Annotated in this window: 17 protein-coding genes; 9 read left to right on the top strand and 8 right to left on the bottom strand. The window is 43.8% G+C overall.

Annotation, left to right across the window (positions count from 1 at the left end):
* Positions 1-270: 270 nt before the first annotated feature.
* Entirely contained in the window at positions 271-576 is a 306-nt protein-coding gene (locus JCM16456_RS03190; RefSeq protein ID WP_068712301.1) for a BolA family protein, read from the bottom strand.
* A gap of 188 nt (positions 577-764) precedes the next feature.
* On the opposite strand from JCM16456_RS03190, the gene JCM16456_RS03185 reads away from it, so the two are divergent.
* From JCM16456_RS03185 to JCM16456_RS03170, 4 genes are all read left to right on the top strand, one after another.
* Positions 765-1898, top strand: coding sequence for a methyltransferase (locus JCM16456_RS03185; RefSeq protein ID WP_068712299.1), 1134 nt, complete (start codon positions 765-767; stop codon positions 1896-1898).
* A gap of 34 nt (positions 1899-1932) precedes the next feature.
* Positions 1933-2508: a YajG family lipoprotein gene (locus JCM16456_RS03180; RefSeq protein WP_068712297.1), complete on the top strand. Its 576-nt coding sequence runs from the start codon at positions 1933-1935 to the stop codon at positions 2506-2508.
* A complete protein-coding gene (locus tag JCM16456_RS03175; RefSeq protein WP_068712295.1) occupies positions 2501-3046 on the top strand; it encodes a peptidylprolyl isomerase in 546 nt (181 codons plus the stop codon). The genes JCM16456_RS03180 and JCM16456_RS03175 overlap by 8 nt, the downstream gene beginning before the upstream one ends.
* Positions 3047-3157: 111 nt before the next feature.
* Positions 3158-4513 carry an AmpG family muropeptide MFS transporter gene (locus JCM16456_RS03170; protein ID WP_068712293.1) on the top strand — a complete coding sequence of 452 codons (1356 nt, stop codon included), beginning with the start codon at positions 3158-3160 and terminating at the stop codon, positions 4511-4513.
* A gap of 107 nt (positions 4514-4620) precedes the next feature.
* On the opposite strand, the gene JCM16456_RS03165 is transcribed toward JCM16456_RS03170, so the two are convergent.
* Together JCM16456_RS03165 and JCM16456_RS03160 are read right to left on the bottom strand one after the other, a co-directional pair.
* The gene (locus tag JCM16456_RS03165) at positions 4621-5325 is read right to left on the bottom strand and encodes a ChrR family anti-sigma-E factor (protein ID WP_068712291.1); all 705 of its coding nucleotides are present in this window, start codon (positions 5323-5325) and stop codon (positions 4621-4623) included.
* On the bottom strand, positions 5322-5921 hold the full coding sequence (locus JCM16456_RS03160) for a sigma-70 family RNA polymerase sigma factor (RefSeq protein ID WP_408068372.1): 600 nt from the start codon (positions 5919-5921) through the stop codon (positions 5322-5324). The genes JCM16456_RS03165 and JCM16456_RS03160 overlap by 4 nt, the downstream gene beginning before the upstream one ends.
* Before the next feature lie 78 nt (positions 5922-5999).
* On the opposite strand from JCM16456_RS03160, the gene JCM16456_RS23530 reads away from it, so the two are divergent.
* Positions 6000-6167 carry a hypothetical protein gene (locus JCM16456_RS23530; RefSeq protein WP_156430436.1) on the top strand — a complete coding sequence of 56 codons (168 nt, stop codon included), beginning with the start codon at positions 6000-6002 and terminating at the stop codon, positions 6165-6167.
* A gap of 107 nt (positions 6168-6274) precedes the next feature.
* On the opposite strand, the gene JCM16456_RS03155 is transcribed toward JCM16456_RS23530, so the two are convergent.
* Positions 6275-6859, bottom strand: coding sequence for an LON peptidase substrate-binding domain-containing protein (locus JCM16456_RS03155; protein ID WP_179946787.1), 585 nt, complete (start codon positions 6857-6859; stop codon positions 6275-6277).
* Between the two features lie 332 nt (positions 6860-7191).
* Here JCM16456_RS03155 and JCM16456_RS03150 point away from each other — a divergent pair, with 332 nt between their 5' ends.
* From JCM16456_RS03150 to csdA, 4 genes are all read left to right on the top strand, one after another.
* Entirely contained in the window at positions 7192-7980 is a 789-nt protein-coding gene (locus tag JCM16456_RS03150) for a nucleoside-specific channel-forming Tsx family protein (RefSeq protein ID WP_068712287.1), read from the top strand.
* Positions 7981-8093: 113 nt separating this feature from the next.
* Positions 8094-9005 (top strand): 2-dehydropantoate 2-reductase, encoded by a 912-nt coding sequence (gene panE, locus JCM16456_RS03145; protein ID WP_068712285.1) that lies wholly within the window; start codon positions 8094-8096, stop codon positions 9003-9005.
* The gene (locus tag JCM16456_RS03140; RefSeq protein WP_068715858.1) at positions 9002-9604 is read left to right on the top strand and encodes a DJ-1 family glyoxalase III; all 603 of its coding nucleotides are present in this window, start codon (positions 9002-9004) and stop codon (positions 9602-9604) included. The genes panE and JCM16456_RS03140 overlap by 4 nt, the downstream gene beginning before the upstream one ends.
* A gap of 6 nt (positions 9605-9610) precedes the next feature.
* Positions 9611-10819: a cysteine desulfurase CsdA gene (gene csdA / locus JCM16456_RS03135; protein WP_068712282.1), complete on the top strand. Its 1209-nt coding sequence runs from the start codon at positions 9611-9613 to the stop codon at positions 10817-10819.
* Positions 10820-10913: 94 nt separating this feature from the next.
* On the opposite strand, the gene csdE is transcribed toward csdA, so the two are convergent.
* The 4 genes from csdE to JCM16456_RS03115 all read right to left on the bottom strand — a co-directional run bounded on the left by csdE (position 10914) and on the right by JCM16456_RS03115 (position 13865).
* A complete protein-coding gene (gene csdE / locus JCM16456_RS03130) occupies positions 10914-11339 on the bottom strand; it encodes a cysteine desulfurase sulfur acceptor subunit CsdE (RefSeq protein WP_068712280.1) in 426 nt (141 codons plus the stop codon).
* A gap of 48 nt (positions 11340-11387) precedes the next feature.
* Positions 11388-12203, bottom strand: coding sequence for a tRNA cyclic N6-threonylcarbamoyladenosine(37) synthase TcdA (gene tcdA / locus JCM16456_RS03125; RefSeq protein ID WP_068712278.1), 816 nt, complete (start codon positions 12201-12203; stop codon positions 11388-11390).
* 92 nt (positions 12204-12295) lie between these two features.
* The gene (mltA, locus tag JCM16456_RS03120; protein WP_068712276.1) at positions 12296-13396 is read right to left on the bottom strand and encodes a murein transglycosylase A; all 1101 of its coding nucleotides are present in this window, start codon (positions 13394-13396) and stop codon (positions 12296-12298) included.
* Between the two features lie 73 nt (positions 13397-13469).
* Positions 13470-13865, bottom strand: a complete 396-nt coding sequence (locus JCM16456_RS03115; RefSeq protein ID WP_068712274.1) for a DUF2850 domain-containing protein — start codon at positions 13863-13865, stop codon at positions 13470-13472.
* Between the last annotated feature and the right edge of the window lie 270 nt (positions 13866-14135).

Here is a 14135-nt window from a genome sequence, read left to right as displayed (position 1 = left end):
TAGTTTAGCATTTTTTACGAACTTGATGCCATTCCGGATCATCAGATTTAGCGCGAAAATCATTATTAATCTTCCGCTTTTACTGATAAATCATTTGCTATTTGATACATCGCACAGTAAAAATTATCCACATCATGAATAAGGTCATAAGGGTCAATATAAACCCGAACAATAATTCACCATGTAAATATTGATTTGAGTTGTTTAAAACCTGTTACATTATTGCTCAAAAAAACGCTCTTTGCTTATTATTTGAGCCAAATAGTGGAATTAGTGACCACCAACACACATAGGACTATCAGGACTGCCTGAGGAACGTTCTTTCCACTCGTCAGGTGTATAGGTATGGATCGCCAATGCATGAATATGATTAGCTAACTCTTCAGCCAATGCTTGATTTACTAAGCGATGACGAGCGATTAATCGCAAATTCTCAAACTTGTCACTCACTACAACCACTTTAAAATGACTTTCAGCCCCGGGTGGCACATTGTGCATGTAGCTTTCGTTAACCACACTGAGATATTGAGGTGAAAACTCATTATGGAGTTTTGTTTCAATCACTTCTTGAATCATATTGTATCCTTGTCACATCTGCATGTGGACGATTAATCTTTAATATACCCAAATGACCTCAAGATGCGGTTACTTGGGTATAAACCTCCACAGTGTAACTCTCAAGCTGGCAGAAGAGAAAGGTTTTGGTTTCTTGTTCTTTCACCATTTGCGACAATAGCGTTTCCATCAGTTAACTCATCGTAATTATGAATATTGAGCTTTCGTTACATCATCAAACGCTGACATTGCACCGCTACCCGGTACGCAGCAACGAGACATTGCAAGCATGGGATGCTGGCGATGAATATCTCATTAACCACATTGAAGAGATGGAACTGCCTGATGGATTAAATATTTTAATTCTCAACGATCAATTTGGTGCCCTAAGCTGTTGGTTTTCCGGTAAACACCAAGTAACGGTCATGAGCGATTCGTTCCTCGCTCATAAAGGTATAAAGCATAACTTACAGCAAAATCATTGCCCTGCGGTGACATTACTCACCACAATGGATGCTATACCTAATAAAGTGGATTTGGTTTTAATGCAGATTCCACGCAATAATCGTCATTTAACATGGCAATTAAGCCAATTACGTCAATCTATTGATATTCAGGTTCCGATTATTGCCGTAAATAAGGCCAAAGAGATTCATACGTCAACACTCAATCTATTTAGTCGATATTTGGGCACAACGACGACCTCTTTGGCGTGGAAGAAACATCGTTTGGTATTTAGTACAGCCGATTGTGAGCCAGTTCTCAATGTCAGCCCCAATACCACTTGGCAAGTTACTGATAGTCAGATTGAACTGAACAACCTTCCCAATGTCTATTCGGGAGAAAATCTGGATCAGGGAGCACGTTTTTTGTTGGAACATTTGCCAACCCTTCCAGACTTAGCGCATTTTATTGACTTGGGATGTGGAAACGGCGTTCTTTCAGTAAAAATGGGGCAACTAAATCCTCAGGCGGCTATTACCTGTGTTGATGAAAGTTATATGGCGGTGGAATCAGCGAGGCTGAATCTTATCGCCAATTTGGGAAATGACCGTTCAATAGAATGCGTTGCCAATAACTGCCTCGAACAATTCGCTGCAGGGATGACTGAGTTGGTATTGTGTAACCCTCCGTTTCATCAACAACAGGCGATTACAGATCACATTGCATGGCAAATGTTCTGTGATGCTAAACATGTACTGAAAAAAGGTGGCAAGTTGCTGGTGATCGGTAATCGTCACCTACGGTATGACTTAAAATTATCACGCTTATTCGGCAAGTCGCATGTTAAGACTGTCGCAGGCAATCAAAAGTTTGTTATCTTAGAAGCTATCAAAGGCTAAGCATCTGATGCTAAAACAAAGAAAGGAATTGACCATGAAAAAATTGGTTCTCGCGGCGTCCATCGCCTTACTGACCGCTTGTGCAGCTCCACAACAAGAGCAAGTTAACTTCATGCCTAAAGCTGTCATCAGCAACGCAGACATCGTAAAGAACGCTTCTTTTACCCTAACGAGTAAAGATGTGCGATCAGCTCAATACGTTGCTTTAGTTGATAGCGGTCGTAATCACATTGAACCGATTCATGCCAATCAAAACGTGCGTATCGCACTAGAGAACGCTCTCGCTGAACAATTTGGTTCTCAAGGTTTCAATGTCACAGTCAACAGTGAAAACAGCATAACCGTTCAAGTAGAACAAGCATTAGTAAATGTGAAACACTCCATCATGGAAAATCAGATGGATGCCAAAGTGGTCATTCAACTGACAGCCGAAACCCCGCAAGGTCGCCTAGTAAAAACCTACACGGGAACGGCAAAACGCACTGCTGCATTAAGCGCCAATATTCAAGACGTGCAAATGGTATTTAACGATGTGGTTAATAACGTTTTGAAAGAGATCGCTAATGACTCTGAGCTACAAAACTATATGAAGGAACGCTTCCATGGGTAAGTGGTGGATAGCATTAATTGCTCTAGTTAGCTCAACAGTTTGGTCCGCGCCCCAAGTAACGTTTGAGACCAATCTTGGTGCGTTTACTGTTGAGTTAAACCAAGAAAAGGCGCCAATCACCGTGGCTAACTTTCTGCACTATGTGAAAGATGGTAGTTATGTTGGTAGCCAATTTCACCGAGTGATTCCAGGTTTTATGGCACAAGGTGGCGGCTTTGATGCCAATCTAAAGACGCTGAACACTGAGTTACCAATTAAGAATGAAGCCTATAATGGGTTACGTAATGACACTGCAACGATTGCAATGGCAAGAACCAATAATCCAGATTCGGCTACACGCCAGTTCTTCATTAACTTAAAAGATAATGATTTTCTGAACTTTAGCCGTCAGAATCCAGGTTATGCCGTATTTGGTAAAGTAACTAAAGGCTTTGATGTTATTCAAAAAATGGCAACCAAACCAACACATAATGTTGGTTTCATGCAGGATGTTCCCGTAACACCGATTGTCATAAGCAAAGTAACCCTGACACCCTAGCTTTTTATACATAAGTTTTTAGACATTTATGTGCTGAAAAACTGAAGTAGTTAAGAACCACTTTGACAAAAGCTCCATTGATTTGGAGCTTTTGTTTATCAAGGATGTACTATGCCCCATCACCACGCAACTTCTTGGCGAGAAACGATTCAAAGTTACCTTGACCGCCGTTTACTATGGGTATTTATGCTCGGCTGCTCAAGCGGCTTTCCTTGGGTACTAATTGGCTCCAGCATGTCAGGCTGGTTAAAAGATGCAGGACTTAGCCTAGCCGCTATCGGCTATTTTGGTAGTGTTTTTGCAGTTTATGCCATTAACTTCTGTTGGGCCCCCCTTGTCGACCGAGTAAAAATTCCTATCTTCTATCGCTGGCTTGGTCAGCGCCGCAGTTGGATTTTTGTCTGCCAAATTCTGATTTTTATTGGCACACTGCTGTTAGCAGGAGTCAACCCTGCTGCTCATATTTGGCAAGCTTCGGCACTGGCGTTTTTAATCGCCACCGCCTCAGCTACGCAAGATATTGCCATTGATGCGTTTCGTATCGATAGTTTTGCTAAATCTGAAGAGAGCAAGTTACCTCAAGCATCTGCGATGGCAGTAATTGGTTGGTGGACAGGCTATTCTCTGCCAGGATATTTGGCCTTTATTAATGCCGACAGCTCTGGTTGGAACTCTGTCTTTTACGGCATGGCTGCCATTGTAGTGATATTAATGGTCTTCACCTTACTGGTAAAAGAGCCGAACAATCATCGTGAACAATTGCAACAACAGGCAGAACAGCGTTATCGCAAAAACATGAATGGTCCGATAATGACTTGGTGGTCAGTCACCGTCGTTGAACCTTTCGCGGATTTTTTCCGCCGCAACGGGCCCCAAGTAGCATTAACTCTGCTGTTATTCGTTTTTCTGTTTAAAATCGGTGAAGCTTTCTTAGGCAGAATGTCTATCGCATTCTATAAAGAAGTGGGCTTTAGTAACGAACAAATTGGCTATTATTCCAAACTGCTCGGCTGGGGTATTACCATGCTGTTTACCTTTGTGGGCAGTATGGTCAATGTCCGTTTTGGTATTGTGCGCGGCTTGATAGTAGGCGGCATTGCGATGTCTGCGAGCAATTTGATGTTTGCTTGGTTGGCACAAGTTGGACCCAATGAACATATACTGCTTGCTGCTATAATAACGGACAATTTCACCACAGCGTTCTCCACAGTCGCTTTTGTTTCTTTCCTTACTCTTTTGACCGGACAAGCGTTCTCTGCTACCCAATATGCGCTATTGGCATCGTTAGGGAATTTTAGTCGAACGACACTCTCTTCGTTTAGCGGACAATTAGCAGAGTATCTCAATGACTGGTCACTGTTCTTTGTTCTCACAGCGATTATGGTGATCCCGAGTCTTATCATGCTCTATAGCTTGAGACACTACTTCGATGCGTTACTCGACAAAGCCAAACAAAGAGATGATTAACGACCTAGCACTAACCTAAAAACCGTTAGATGGCAGTTAAACAAAGTGGGTGAGCAATCGTTGCTGCACTTGAGTAGGGGGACAAAACCGGTCCCCCTCTGCGGGATTTAAGGATAGACCCCACGACCAAACAGGTTAAATAGTCTTGCTATCCCTTGAGTAAATACCATGCTATCTGTCAACACAGTTAGGCATAAGCAATTCTGCCCCACCGCCGTTTTCGGCGAATGCCTGATACTTGCGTCGCGTAGTATGAAGTCCCCAGCATGATACTCACCGTCTTCGTCACTAAAACCACCATGCAATACCAAGGTTGCCTCTGTGCCTTTATGGGTGTGCTGCGGTACCAACACATTTTGTCCGATGTAGAGTAAATTCACACGGCTAGACTCTTCATTATGCAAGGGCAAACTGTACACCTTGCCTGCATAACTACGCCATTCCGGTTGGCTCTTTAGTAAGTGATGTAACGCTTTGGGAACCCGTAAACTAACACCATCTATGTCCACTTTAGGGGAGCAAAGTAGCGCTGGAGATGTCGGTCTAGCGCTAATCTGGGGCATTTCGGTAATCTTCTCCAGCATATCGTCCCAATGTCCACTGGCAGCGTCATTAGCATCCGTATCTAAGCCATAAGGCTCTGACTCAGGTAAACTATGCAATTGCTGGCCTGCGAGTTCCTCTAACCGAAACAATTGACTGCGACAAGCTGGACAAAACTCAAGATGCGCCGATACAGCGATACTATGCCCGATATCCAATTGCCCGAGCGCGTAGGCTTCAAGCATGTCTATTGAAGGATGATGACTCATAATTGCTCCACATCTATCGCTACACGCAGCTTTTCTACTGCGAGACGTAACCGAGATTTAACGGTACCTAAAGGTATATTGAAAAGGTCAGCAACTTGCTGTTGCGGCATTTCGTCAATAAATACTGCTTTCACAATATCTTGCTGAGCCTGAGGTAGCAGAGTCAGTTTTTGCAAAACCTGCTCTTTCAACCTTTCATGCTCGGGAGCGTAATGCTCAACTAAATCGGGAGGACAGTATTCTGTTGGCCAGATATCGTCGGCAAACAGGTAGGCTTCTTGCCCTTTCTGCTTGCGAATAACGTCGAAACAATGATTGCGAGCGATAGTAAAAATCCAAGTTGAAAGGGCGCTCTTCGATCCATCGAAAAGATGTGCTTTCTGCCACACAACTGCCATCACATCTTGAACTAACTCTGCTGCGACCTGATCCGAGTGCACAAACTTAAAGACAAAGGACCTTAATTTCGGCGCATAAAAGCGAAATACCAACGCATATGCATCCTTGTCGTGCTGCTTAATCCTCTCCATACAATCGGTCCACTCTTTGCGGCCATATTGGCTAGGAGGCATTGATTCATTCCGTTCAATACGCATAGTAACATCGAGTCCGTGGTTGCTGACCTAAATAAACCGGATAGAAAACCTATCCAGATATACCCAAATGACCTCAAGATGCAGACTTCAGAGCTTCATCAACGAGCACAGGTCAAGCTCAATGACGGAAGGAATGGTCATTCCCTTTCAACGTCATTGGGCGCAGAAATGGGCTTGTTGATGAGCTCCCAAGGGGCGAGTTGTATTCGCTCCTATGCTGAGTTACCGATTTTCTACGTAGAATAACTAGGTATTCAAATCGGTGCCTTGCCTATGAGCGAATACATTCTCGCTGAAACCGCATCTTGAGGTTACTTGGGTATAAGTGTCATACGCAGGGCTGCAAAAAAGGATCACTCTCCGTCCCCAAAAGATTCGATAGCATTGAGCAGGTACGATAGCGCTTTGTCACAATCATTGTTTTGAGATATTTGATCGAACTGCTGATTTACTAATGGCATGAGCTCCAGCCAGCGCTGTGTAACCCAACTCGCGTCATCATAAAAACAGTGAGTATAAAGTTCACCTAATTGAGGAAAATCTCTATACACTTTCTGCAAACGATGAGCCAAGAAAGCTTCATTTTCGTCCATGTGACGAACAGGCCAAGAAGGTAATAGATCGATTTTTGCCATTCGCAAACCATCAAACTCCGACCTGACACTGCGGATTTTAAACCGTTTAGCTCCAACCACAGTAATACCGAGCAAGCCATCCCCTAAGGTCTCAAAATCGACAATTTTAACCCAAGTACCAAAGTGCGATAACGGGTTGCTCTTTTTGTCTGCACTGCTGTCGTACAAACAGATGCCAAAGCCAGTGTCTGTTTTACTGGCTTGAGCAACCATCCGCTGGTAGCGAGGTTCAAAAATTCTTAATTTCATTTTTCCTTCAGGCATCAAAACCGATCCTAAAGGAAACAACATGATCTCTTCCACACATCACCTCTTTTCGATACTGATGGCAGATCGTACGTTAAGCAAATTAAATGCGATCAGTTCACAATTTCTTATTTAAAGATAGCAAACGTTTCCTTATCGCGAATTTCGACAAGCATACGATTAAGATCACATAAAACCTGCAAAAATGTGTAATAAAAATAAAGTTCCGTTGAAATTTTTATTTACGTGATTCAGATCACCAAAAATGATCTGTGTTACATAATTTACCTCTTTTAATTGAGATATTTATCGCTATCATCGCCCTGAATGGAAGCTCAGAAACGTTATCGACCTTCTGAATCACAATATAAACGTAGAGAATCACAGAAATGCGCAAATTACTTTTAGCTTTGGGTTTAGCAGCATCAGTTTCTGCACCAGCAATGGCAGCAGATTACACTGACGGCGACACACACAAAAATGATTACAAGTGGATGCAGTTCAACTTAATGTATGTACTTGATGAGAAACCAGGAAACACTGACCACGAATACTTTGAAATGGAATTTGGCGGTCGTTCTGGAATTTTCGATCTTTATGGTTACCTAGATGTATTTAACCTAGCGGACAAAGACAGCAACGATAAAGCTGGTAGCGACAAAATGTTTGCTAAATTTGCGCCTCGTATGTCTCTTGACGGTCTATTCAACACTGACCTATCAGTTGGTCCAATCAAAGAATGGTACGTTGCTAACTACACCACTATCGATGGCGGTTCTACTGGTGGCTACGCAACCAAAAACGGTATCGGTACTGACGTAATGGTGCCTTGGTTTGGTAAAGTACAATTCAACCTGTACAAATCTTATAACATCAAGAAAAACGAGTGGAACGGTTACCAATTCTCTACTGTATGGTTTAAACCTGTTGTTAACTTCGACAACGGTTCATTCATCGCTTACCAAGGTTACTTAGATTACGAATTTGACCTACAAGAAAAAGCGGGCGCATCTTCTAGCCACGGCCTTGCATGGTTCAACGGTCTATACTGGCACAACGACCGCTTTGCAGCGGGTTACGGTCTAAAAGTATTTGATGACGTTTACGGTATCAAAGATTCTTCAGCTTTACGTTCTTCAGGCGTTTCTCACTACTTCGACGTAACTTACAAGTTCTAATCCAACTTGTTTGTTGAATGTCTAAATGGCGCGACATCCGCGCCATTTTTTATTTGGCATTCGAAAAAACAATCATTATTCTTGCCTCTGTTTAGCGCAGTACAGAGGTGAGAATGAATATTGTGGTTGTTGGTCCTGGAGCCATAGGCTCTCTTTGGGCTTATCACCTGCACCAAGCAGGTCATCGTGTCAGTTTGTGGCACCACACCCCGTCGCAATCCGGTTTGTATCCTCTTTCATTATGCACTCTTGCAGAAGACACATTGCCAACCATCGATTTTACCACTAATGATACCGAGGCATTAAAAACCGCGGATCTGCTCTTAGTGACCGTCAAAGCATGGCAACTCGAACCCGCATTACTCCCGTTGATCCAGCACCTTCATCCCGATACGATCATCGTCTGTATGCAAAATGGCATGGGGGCAACAGATAGTGTTTACGAGAAAATTCAGCACTTCCCACTTGTATTAGCCACCACGACCCATGGTGCATTTAAAACGGATGCCCAGCAAGTTTGCCACTCGGGACTGGGCCAAACCATGTTGGGGGCTGCAAACTTATCTGGCGAACAATGTACTTTTCTTGCAGAAGTATTTAACCATGCCCTCAGCGAAGTGCTGTGGGTGAGCGACATTCGTATTCCTCTATGGAACAAGCTGGCGATTAACTGCGTCATCAATCCACTCACTGCAATTCATCAATGCCCCAATGGCGCATTGGATGAAGAACAATTTAGCCCCATAATCAAAGCCTTATTAGGTGAAATTGCCGCGGTCATGAGTGCTGAAAGTCTCACAACTTCGCTGGAAGAACTCTCGTTACGAGTCCATCAGGTCATTGTCGCCACGAAAGCCAATCACTCCTCGATGAAACAGGACATTGCCCAGCAAAGGCGAACCGAGATAGACTTCATTACTGGATACCTTATTCAACAAGCACAGCAACACCATATTGCTGTGCCAAATAACTTACGTCTGTTTGAACAAATCAAACAGATGGAGCAACTATGGATACAAGCATGACAAAACGTATACTCGTCCCTATCGCGCCCGGCACTGAAGAGATGGAAGCCATTACTGTGATCGATATTCTGACTCGAGCTGGTTACCAAGTCACTGTTGCCAGTGCTGACTTTAATGGCAGCTTAACCATGAAGGCCTCGCGTGGGGTAACACTAACGGCTGATTGCACTCTAGTGGATATTGCTGATGAAGAATTTGACGCCGTGGTTCTCTCTGGTGGAGTCGGTGGTGCCGAGGTCTTTCGTGACAGTACCGTGCTAATTGAAATCGTGCGCCAACAAAAATACGATGGTCGTCTCGTGGCTGCAATTTGTGCCGCGCCCGCCATCGTTTTACAGCATCATGATCTGTTCCCTGGAGCCATCATGACTTGCCACCCTAATTTCCAAGACAACATTCCGGCAGACCTATTACGCGCAAGACGTGTCACCTATGATGTACTCAATAATCTGTTGACCAGTCAGGGACCAGGTTCAGCATTAGAATTTGCTATCGAAATTATCATTCAATTGTCAGGAAAAGAACTTGCGCGACAAGTGGCAGAACCTATGGTCGTTCTACCACAATTGCAATACGACAAACTTGGTGAAGAGCAGTAACAACTTATGTGGGACTCAGAGATCCGAGCGCAATTTCCAGCGTTCACTCAAACCATAAACGACATGCCACTGGTCTATTTAGACAGTGCTGCAACAACACAAAAGCCTACAGTTGTCATTGAAGCAATGGCCGATTACTACCGTTTTCACAACGCTAATGTGCACCGTGGTAGTCATAGCATGACAGCTGAAGCGACAGCTAAATTTGAGCAAGCTCGTCAAACTGTAGCTGATTTTATTGGCGCGCCAAGTAAAGAGACCATTATTTGGACTCGTGGTGCAACCGAATCAATCAATTTAGTTGCCCAAAGCTACGCCCGTAATGCGCTCAACACCGGCGATGAAATACTGGTGTGTGAAAACGAACACCACGCCAATATCGTGCCTTGGCAATTGGTCGCAGAACAAACTGGAGCAAAAGTCGTCAAAGTGCCGATTACCGCCAACGGAGAGTTCGATTTTGCTCAATTTACCCAGTTGCTGAGTGAGCGCTGTAAGTTGGTCGCTATTGCCCATATGACCAATGTGACTGGTGCTCGCCAGCCCATTGAGCAGGTGATTGCCGCTGCACATCAAATCGGCGCCAAAGTGTTAGTCGATGGGGCTCAAGGTATTGTGCATGAAAAAGTGGATGTGCAAGCCTTAGACGCTGACTTTTACCTCTTCTCTGGCCATAAGATCTACGCACCCAACGGGATTGGCGTGCTTTATGGCAAAGCAGACATACTCGCTCAAATGCCGCCTTGGCATGGTGGCGGAAAAATGGTGGAGAAAGTCTCTTTTTCTGGCACCACCTTTGCAAATCCACCAGCTCGCTTTGAAGCAGGAACCCCTAACGTCGCGGGTGCGATCGGTCTGGCCTGCGCGATTGATTGGTATCAACAGTTTGATAGTGAGGCGGTACATCACCATCTGCATCAATTACAAACAGCAACGTATCAAGCATTACAGCAAATGTCTGATGTCCAAATCATTGGCTATCAGCCTAATGCTACTGTGCTCAGCTTTATCATGCCTGGTATTCACCATCAAGACATTGCAACCCTGCTCAATCAGCAAGGTATCGCGGTAAGGGAAGGTCATCATTGTGCTCATCCTCTAATGGACGCACTCAATATCAAAGGCACGGTGCGCATCTCGTTTGGTATTTACAACACATTTGATGATGTCGAGCGCTTAATAGCTGCACTCAATAAAGCCATCGATATTTTATAGGCTTTACTATCGTTAGAAACATTCGTGATCGTTAAAACAAATAGCCCACCTCAATTCGGTGGGCTATTTTTATTTGTCAGCTATCTATCAGCAATTAAGCAACGGCTTTAATCTGCTCTACTATCGCTTTTAAACCATTACCACGTGAAGGTGATAAATGCTCTATTAAGCCAAGCTGAGCGAAGTAATCATCTACATCAAATAGAGCGATTTCTTTCGCTGTTAAACCATCAAAAGCTGCGAGTACAATAGCAATTAAACCGCGCACAATCCGCGCATCGGAATCAGCATGAAAATACCAATTATCATGCACTTGCTGAGCTAACAACCATACTTGGCTTTCACAACCACTGACGGTCACTTGATCCGTTTTTAGCACATCACTCATAACCGGTAGCTGTTTACCCCACATAACAACTTGGCGATAACGATCTTCCCAGCTAGTAAACTGACTCATGGTATCAATAATATTTCGATGGGTAATTGCAGTACCAAAAGGACTTTCAGGAAAAGGCGACATCACTCACTCCATAAAGCAGGACCGACAACTAACCGATCATACTTTTGCTTAACTATTTTTTGAATATTTATTAATAATTTTCTCTACGATGCGAGAAACCGCAACAAAACCAAATGTTGCTGTCACGACAGTTGCCGCACCAAACCCAGACGCACAATCCATTCGTTTAGGACCTTCTGCCGTGGCTTTGGTATTACAAACCGACCCATCCGCTTGTGGGTATTTAAGCTGCTCGGTTGAGAACACGCAATCAATGCCAAACTTACGTGCTGGATTGGTTGGGAAATTATGGTGACGACGTAAACGATCTTTGAGTTTTTTCGCTAAAGGGTCTTGAATCGTCTTAGTTAAATCGGCCACGGTAATCTGAGTAGGATCCGTCTGACCGCCGGCTCCACCTGTAGTAATCACTTTAATTTTATTACTGCGGCAGTAAGCCAACAACGCAGCTTTGGCTTTAACACTATCAATGGCATCTAAAACGTAGTCATACTCTTTTGACAGATACTCATGTTGATTGTCGGGCGTAATGAAATCGTCAATGAGGTTAACCTTACACTCAGGGTTTATCAGTTTAACACGCTCAGCCATCACTTCTATTTTGCTTTGTCCGACCGTACCTGTCATCGCATGAATTTGACGGTTAATATTGGTCACGCACACGTCATCCATATCGATCAACGTTAGCTCACCTATCCCTGTACGAGCTAGTGCTTCCACAGCCCAAGAGCCTACCCCACCAATACCTATGACGCACACATGTGCCGCACGAAGGATATCCACTTCGCTATTACCGTATAAACGTCGTGTACCACCAAAACGTTGGTTATAACTGTCTGAGGCTGGGGAGTCTAGTTCACGCATAACACCAATCCAATGCAGGTCTATCAAAAAGAAAGAGTGCGTTTTATACGCACTCTTTCTACAAATGTCTATCTCTTGCAAGCAAGATGGGTCTATTCTAGCTTTTCTGGCGGCAGAGCCCAAGGGGCTTGTGTACTTGAGTCTTTTAAACCTAACTTCCATACTCGGCCAAAGTGCTTATAGTGACCCGCTTCGGTGCCAGCTCTTGGTCCCATGCCATGGTAAAGATCAAGATGATTCTGTTTCACCGCACCACCAGTATCAAGCACAATCAACAGTCTGAGTTGATGAGCACCAGACCAAGTTCCATCGGCGTTAAGCAAAGGAACCTCCGCCAAAATAGGCGTTCCCATAGGGAAGATTGAACGGTCACCAGCAACGGATGCCATCGGCAATAATGGCACCCCAGCCGTTCCACTTACCGGAGCTGCTGCACGTGGTAGAAAGAACACAAAAGAAGGGTTTTGTTCAAGTAACTCACGCACTTCTTCTTCATTATGATTTAGTACCCAATCTTTGATAGCCTTGAGTGACATTTTTTCCCGTGGCACTTCACCGCGGTCGATTAAAATCTTACCAATCGAGATATACGCTTTATTGTTTTTACCGCCGTAGGCAAAATACTCTAGCGAGTCATCGTCACCAAAATGAACAAAGCCACTGCCTTGCACTTCCATAATAAATGGGTCAATCATGTTACTGGCGTAACCCAGCTCTAACCCTTTGCCTGCTAAAGCACCATCATAGATTTGCGCACGTGTTGGACAGTCTTGATCGCACTGTGGCGCACCGTAAACTGGGTATTTATAGGTTTCATCTTTCTCATGGCGCATCTCGATCACAGGAGAGAAGTAGCCCGTAAAGAGTACATTGCCTTCTTTGTCACCGCCGCCTAACTGCGCAGACTGAATCCCATATTTTGCTAATTGAGTCGGATCGCCACTTTCCATCACCCACTCATTGAGTTTTTCATAAAGAGGCTGGTACATATTCGCTAATGACGGAGAGCTCGACACCACCGCTTCGCTCTGCTTCTCAAACGTTGCATAGTCGCGCGGTGCATTAGAACTAACTTGGTCGACTTGATTAAGAATACTGGGAAAATTTTTATCAAGATATTGCTGCCCTCGGTCAGTAGGAGCACAGCCAAACAAAAGGGTCAGGCAAACAAAAGGTAAAGCACGTTTTATCACAAGCAGAGCATCCGTAAAATCAGGTTCACACCAAGAATGGCAAACTCCGCCTTGAAGCGCAATGTTGGAAAGGTTACCTAATGTTATTTTTGTATTTTTCTGACAGTCGGAACACAGGGCTGTAATAAGAAGGAGAAATTAATTTCATTTCCGTCAGTTCGTCATTGGTCATTTTGAACTTGTAATTAATCCCCCCCGCCCGATAACTCAAAAACGTACCATCAAACTTGTAGCGCGTGGTCACCGTGTGACCTTGAACTGAAATAGCGTTCTTTTTCACTTCTATTGTTTGCGCGGAGTATGACGGAACATTTTGTTCAACCCACCGCCCGTGGATAGCCATTTCAGGCGCAAAAAGCAATTGAGCCTTCAAATAAAGATGACCATACATTAATGCAGCAATTAAAGTACCAAGAACCGCTACGCCTAGTAGCGACCATTCAAGGATTTTTGTCTTACGAGATGCCAAGTTTCATTACCTAACCTACTCCGGTAGTGAAGTAGGTTTAATTCAATTAACGGAATGAAACTCGATGAGAGTTCCACACTTTTATGCCCAAATAACCTCTAGACACTGTTTCAGCATCTTCAAATAACTTGGGTATATTCATTCTATGATGTCTTTATCAATAAAGTGTAACCCATGAAAAGTAGACTCCAAAGCTAAGTCGTAAATATTTGCAGTAGAATCAAAAAAACACCTTGCTCTGTCGTGAATAAAAAGTCATTATTTAGACAT

Source organism: Vibrio tritonius (genome assembly GCF_001547935.1).
GTDB classification, from domain to species: Bacteria; Pseudomonadota; Gammaproteobacteria; order Enterobacterales; family Vibrionaceae; genus Vibrio; species Vibrio tritonius.
This window is presented reverse-complemented; position numbering and strand designations above follow the sequence as displayed.